The following is a 5,882-nucleotide window of genomic DNA, read 5'->3' on the forward strand; positions in this document are numbered from 1 at the left end:
CGCTATCCGGCTTCTGCCCCGCACAGGCTGATCGTGCCGTAACGCTCTTGTCTGGAGCCTCCTCTTCATGTGTAGGCATCTTTGAAATTCCTACACATGAACTTGGCAGCCTGCGGCTGCAAATCGGGTTCGTGTTCCCTCCCAAACAGTCTGCTGTCCCAAGGCTTCTGCTGACCCGATTCTATTTTCGGAACCTCTCAGGCCATCCTAGCCACTGATCGGGATCCAGTGACCATGTTGGTAACATCACAACCCTTTAGAAGGCTAGGCGGCGATGAATTCCTCTCAATCAAGCACTCTTTCACAGCACAGTCCAGGTGCTAATGCTGGGCTAATCAAAGGCTCAAATAGCAGACGGGTGCAAGACCCTGATAATCCAGAAAGGATAATCACCTTGGCTGCGTTGCGTAATCGCCAAAAGGTAATAGATCCGGAAACAGGCGAAACGATCAAACTAAGCACCCTGCGTAGACGGCAGAAAGTAACTGATCCAGACACAGGCGAAATAGTTTCTAAAGGCACGCTGCATTCGCGGAGAAAGGTAAAGGACCCGAACACAGGCGAAATGATCACTGTGGGCATGCTGCGTAGCCGACAAAAAGTAATTGATCCTGAAACAGGTGAGGTAATTTCCAAATCTGCATGGTATTGGCGTAAGAAGGTAGTAGATCCGGACACAGGCGAAAGAGTTTCCTACCGCGCGCTTTATAATCGCAAGAAGATAAAAGATCCGGAAACAGGAAAAATGATTCCCAGGTACACGCTAAATAATCGACGCAAGGTGATGGATCCCGCCACAGGCGAAATGATTTCTAGGAGCGCGCTATATTCACGCCAGCAGGTAAAAGATCCGGAAACAGGCGAAAAAATTTCTAGAAATGCACTGTCTAAGAGAAAGAAGGTAATGGATCCTGCGACAGGCGAGATGATTTCCAAAAGCGCATTAAGCATGAGGCAAAGCCGTGTTCGTGCGATGGTCAAGGCGGCGGAAACGAAAAACGCCTAACGATTACGGTTCGACGCCCCCATGCCAGCCAGCTTCAAACCTCGCCCTTTGAGAAACCTGTTCACGGCCAATGGGTGCTGGGCGGCCATGCTGGAGACTGGCGGTCTGCGCGACATCGAAGTGGAGTCGGTGAGCAAAATGCTGGCCTGCGGTACCTCGATCCTGGGCGTGAAGCACTACACCTGCGCCAGTGACCGCTGTCCCCACGTCAAATACCTGTGCCACACGTGTCACTGCCGGGCCTGTCCCTCGTGCGGCAAAAAGGCCACCGATCAGTGGATCGCCGTCCAGAATAACCGCTTGCCTGATTGCGCCTGGTACCACCTGGTGTTCACGCTGCCCGACACGCTGTGGCTGGTGTTCTTTCATAACCGTGGCCTACTCGATGCGCTGTGCCGCCTGGCCGCTGATAACCTGCTGTATGCGGGAAAACGGCGGGGTCTGCGCATTGGGCTGTTTGGAGCGATCCATACCTACGGTCGACGGCTCAACTGGCACCCTCATGTACACCTGTCGGCCACTGCTGGTGGCCTGGATGAGCAGGACGTCTGGAAAAATATCGCGTTTCACGAAAAGGCAATGCGTCGTCGTTGGATGTGGAATGTGCGCAATCATCTGTTGGAGCATTGGGGTCAGATCACAATGCCGCCGGAGCTGACGCATATCACCTGTGAAATTGACTGGCGAAACCTGGTGCTCACAGCAGGCGGTCAGCACTGGCACATTTATCTGTCGAAGAAGACAGAAAACGGCAGAAAAACGGTGAATTACCTGGGCCGCTACCTGAAGAAACCGCCAATCTCGGGCAGTCGTCTGGCCCATTACACGTCCGGGGCCTCGTTGAGCTTCACTTACCTGGATCACCGCACACAGACCTATCAGCAGGAATCGGTGAGCCAGGCCGACATGCTGCGTCGGGTAGTGCAGCACATCCCGGAGAAGCATTTTCGGATGATCCGGTATTTTAGATTTCTAGCCAACCGTGTGTGCGGGCAGTACCTGCCGAAGGTGTATGAAGCGCTGGAGATGGCGAAACCAGACCCGGCGCCGAAGCTGTATTTCGCGCAGATGGCCAAAGCGTTTTTAAACATCGATCCGTTCAGCTGCGTGCTGTGCGGGGCGAAGATGGTGTACGCGGCGGCGATCAGTGGGCTGACGGTAAAGGGGTTGGTGATCCATGCCTACGCCATTGCGCGGATGAGGTACGTGAAACCGTGATACGGGGAAGGTGCGTCCGCAGTGCAGGTTTAGGGCTAAAAACCACCTCCCGATCAGGAGGTTACAGTGAAAGCCGCTTGAATTTACCCTCTGGCTTCTGATTCGCCCAGGTCAATCGTGTCGTAACGCTCTTGTCTGGAGCTTCTTCTTGATGCGTAGGAATTTTTGAAATTCCTATACATCAAGGGTAAAAAATTGAAAAATGGCAGGGGTAAGACCCTGCCATCCTTTTAGTACTTCGGCTGTAACTTAATAGGTTATACGTCTTCCGCGCCCCAACTAGTCGAATATCCCAAGTTATTTCCGCGACGGAAATTTTCAAGCTTCATCATGAGATCCGAAAAAGCATATTCTTCGCCTGGTTGTTCGCTATCTTTTTCTACCAAAATTTCCATAGCAGAGCGTATACTTTTTTCCAAAGTAGACGAGTTTGTCTCTTCATCCATGGAGATCGGCTTAGCCTTCTCTTGCTGAACCTGCTTGATAATATCATTCACCAGTACACCGCACAGCATCAATTGCTTACCCTGCGGCTCGCTGTTGATATATTGCCTTGCAATATTAAATCCCATCTTGCTAAGAAGATTTTCCGAGTAATCAGCGGCGGAGCTAAATTGACTTAACTTTATCCATGAGCTGATAGAATCTGGGCTTCCCTCTTTTCCGCTCTGCTCGGTAGTTGAAGGTAAGTATACGTTTTCTAAGTCTTTTTTCGCAGGGCTACTTTGAGTTGGCCTGGCAGCAGTTTTCAATAGCTCTTCAGGCAAACCAAGCGGCAATGGCCGTTCCTTGGCGACAGCAGCAGGAATTTTTTGAGACCCCAATTTGTCTAGTACGTTCGCTGCTTTAGAGCGAGCAGATTTTAGCAAACGGTTTTTGATAGCATCTTCAAATGCTGTAGGAGAATAATTTCTAAGCATTTAACGCTGGTGCGTACGCTTGCATTTTCTTTAGGTTGATCCTCATCAATACTAGGACCCGCGAAAGGTCCGGTTGTGTATTGGTTGACTCTAGAGGCGTCCACATTTATCTCCCTTTAATCTATAAAATATCTTGAAGCGCCCCTAGGTGGTCACAAGACTGTAATAAGTTCCAATATTGGATCCGTATATTATAAATTACGGCTGTGCAGGAAATCGGACAAATATAGTTAGATAGCTAAGTAAGTTATATATTTTGCTATCATTCTCAAAATGTCAATTTGGGCTAAACCTCAAATAACGTCAGAAGAGACACCAAAAAGCGTCAGATTAAGGCCAATTTTGGCCATGTCTGACGCTCCTGACCTAGGTTCTTAGGCTTTAACCTGGCAGGTTTGCTCTTAAAGTGCTTTATTTTCCGAATTCTGAAGCGACCCCTTATGGATTCGTGTTTGGTATCGAGACTGTTGAAGTGCTGCCGCAGTCAGTCACTGACCAGCTGTACGGATGGGTAGACGCGACGTATGCCGAGGTGAAAGCGGATCTTGCCGCTGGCCCAAACAAACAGGCCAGCCGCTGACTGCGCCTGGAGAGGTAGAGCGCGAGCCTCCAGTGGTCTGACGCGGCACCGTGGAAAAATTCAAAGGCAAAAAAAAACCGCCTGAGAAGGGCGGCTTTTCTTTGCAGGTCAGGTTGAGAGCCTCAACCTGCGGTTCCACTGGTTACAGTCACTGAGATCGATCATAAATAACGATTATGGCAATGTCTATGTCATTCATCGCTTCACACCCTACTTCACGGGCTTTCACCCGCGCTCATCGACGCAGCCATGACACGCTTTGCAAGCGTTGTAGATACGGTATGATGAGGCCGCTTACGTGCGATTTGTACCACATTGGTAGGGGCTGGGAAGTAACGATTTCGCAGTACCATCCCTTCTGACACAGGCCTGAGAAACCTGTGCTAGGCGATCTTCAGAAGGGCCATCCCCTAGGCTACCCTTCCGCTGGTTACAGTCACTCGTTTCCAAAGCCGTCGAGGCCTAGCACAGACGGTGGAAGAATGGCCGACCTACTCGGAGGCCATAGCGTATGAAGCATTTGCTAAATATGCTGAGCCGCGTATGGAGTGCCCTGCGGATTTTGAGCATGCTCAAATCAGCCTGGCAGTTCATCCGCGATCACCAAGACTACCTGCCGTAAGGCAATAGGCTGGTGACGTTACAGGCCGTCCTAGCTTGCTAGGGCGGTTTTTTTACGTCTGACGAAACTGGCATACCTGAAGACATACAAGCTGTGCAGGCATGGCCTTGCGTTGCTTTGTTTGTTTGTTTGTTTGTTTGTTTGTTTGAAAGGTTTTGGATTTCAGCCTAATTCATCACAGTGTTCTGTCGTGATGCGCTTTTCCTGACGATACCAGTTCCACCAGTTGCGCAGCGGCACCAGGTCCAGGGCATCGACTTCTGACGCAGCGGGCGGTGGCCCACCTGGCACAGTGGGCTCACACTCGTCTCCCCTGGCCAGGCGCCAATGCGTAACCCCGCTGACGCCCATTTCCAGCGACTCGCTCCACCAGTGCGGCCTATCCAGGTCAAACGAACAGACCATCAGTTCCCCACCGTAACTGGGGCTGTACACCACATAGCGCAGCCTGCCAAAACAATCGTTCCAGGGGAACGCATCGGTACAGGCTACCCAGCGGTGGCCAAGGGGTTCGATCAGGTCAGCGTTGGACACCACAGGCGTTATCAACGCGCCTTCCAATGCCAGCCTGCCAGCAGCGGGTTGAATAACAGGCCCCCAGTCCACCAACGTGTAGACCGGCCCTACCTTGCTGATTTCGACTTTGACCTGCTCCCAAGCCTGCGCGACCAGGTGAATCACCGTCTTTTTGTCGAGGCCAGTCCTGGTCGCCACTTTCACCAACGTGGCTTGCTCGATTTCCTCAATGGCACCCAGTACCGCCAGCAGGCGTCGAAAGTCCCCTTTGGGGTAGGCCGATTTTGCGCTCACAGCTGATATCCTAAGTGCATTTAACGCACCTATTCTATTTCAGGACTCCCCCTGACGCCAGGTGTTTTAGGCTCGCCTTGGCAGTGCCCTGGGGCCAGTGGCGTCACAGCTTTCCTGCAGCCAGGCAATGCCTCCAAAACGCATGCCTTCACTGAAGGCACATGACGGCTGATAAAGCGGTATAGGGTTTGAAAGCCCGCGCGCACACGCGCCCGGTTGAGCCGGCAGGTGGCGTAGCCGCCTGGGGGCGATGTATCCGGGTCTTAGCGCCCGAAGGGTGGCCGTAGGCCAGGGCAGGACGGCTGTGCCGTCCTGGGCCGCTTAGACGGGCTTTATCACGGAGGTCAAGTCACCGTTTCGCGCCGTGCCGTAGGCACGAAATGCGCGAGCATTACCGCTCTGTGAGGTGCTTAGCCACCTCTCAAAGCAATGTTTCTACCCGGAGGGGGTTACTGAAAGGGGTATAAAATTTCAGTTATTTCAAGCTATCCACAGAAATGGCCTGGGGTGGCCAACACTGGTGTGATTTTGGAGCCGATTTGCGCACTTTTAGAACCGTCCTGATGCCGCGTGCCGGTGCTTCCATCGGGGCAGAATTTCCCCTCAAATCGCAGGCGTGACAAGGCCTCCGCGTGAGCGGATAAGGTTTTCGGGCAAAGTAAGGGTGTTACTTGGTCCTGCTGGCTGCCGACGCTAACAGTTTGTCCAGCGCGCTCAACGGATCAG

The 5,882-nt window shown here is 52.3% G+C and carries 4 protein-coding genes; 2 read left to right on the forward strand and 2 right to left on the reverse strand.

From position 1 onward, the window contains the following. Nucleotides 1-274: 274 nt before the first annotated feature. Together HBH25_RS23120 and HBH25_RS22740 are read left to right on the forward strand one after the other, a co-directional pair. The gene (locus HBH25_RS23120) at nucleotides 275-1,006 is read left to right on the forward strand and encodes a hypothetical protein (protein ID WP_218585520.1); all 732 of its coding nucleotides are present in this window, start codon (nucleotides 275-277) and stop codon (nucleotides 1,004-1,006) included. A 21-nt stretch (nucleotides 1,007-1,027) separates the two neighbouring features. Continuing rightward, nucleotides 1,028-2,224, forward strand: coding sequence for an IS91 family transposase (locus tag HBH25_RS22740; RefSeq protein WP_168086203.1), 1,197 nt, complete (start codon nucleotides 1,028-1,030; stop codon nucleotides 2,222-2,224). A gap of 257 nt (nucleotides 2,225-2,481) precedes the next feature. Here the strand turns inward: HBH25_RS22740 and HBH25_RS22745 are convergent, their stop codons facing one another. Both HBH25_RS22745 and HBH25_RS23125 read right to left on the reverse strand, forming a co-directional pair. After that, entirely contained in the window at nucleotides 2,482-3,144 is a 663-nt protein-coding gene (locus HBH25_RS22745; protein WP_168086204.1) for a hypothetical protein, read from the reverse strand. A gap of 1,364 nt (nucleotides 3,145-4,508) precedes the next feature. Continuing rightward, on the reverse strand, nucleotides 4,509-5,156 hold the full coding sequence (locus HBH25_RS23125; protein ID WP_218585521.1) for a hypothetical protein: 648 nt from the start codon (nucleotides 5,154-5,156) through the stop codon (nucleotides 4,509-4,511). Nucleotides 5,157-5,882: the final 726 nt, after the last annotated feature.

Origin of the sequence: Pseudomonas quercus (assembly GCF_012033695.1) — a bacterium.
GTDB classification, from domain to species: domain Bacteria; phylum Pseudomonadota; class Gammaproteobacteria; order Pseudomonadales; family Pseudomonadaceae; genus Aquipseudomonas; species Aquipseudomonas quercus.

What these genes read in the sequence shown, in the direction of transcription:
- HBH25_RS23120 (WP_218585520.1), top strand. Translation starts at nt 275, where the DNA reads ATGAATTCCTCTCAATCAAGCACTCTTTCACAGCACAGTCCAGGTGCT.
- HBH25_RS22740 (WP_168086203.1), top strand. Translation starts at nt 1,028, where the DNA reads ATGCCAGCCAGCTTCAAACCTCGCCCTTTGAGAAACCTGTTCACGGCC.
- HBH25_RS22745 (WP_168086204.1), bottom strand. Translation starts at nt 3,144, where the DNA reads ATGCTTAGAAATTATTCTCCTACAGCATTTGAAGATGCTATCAAAAAC.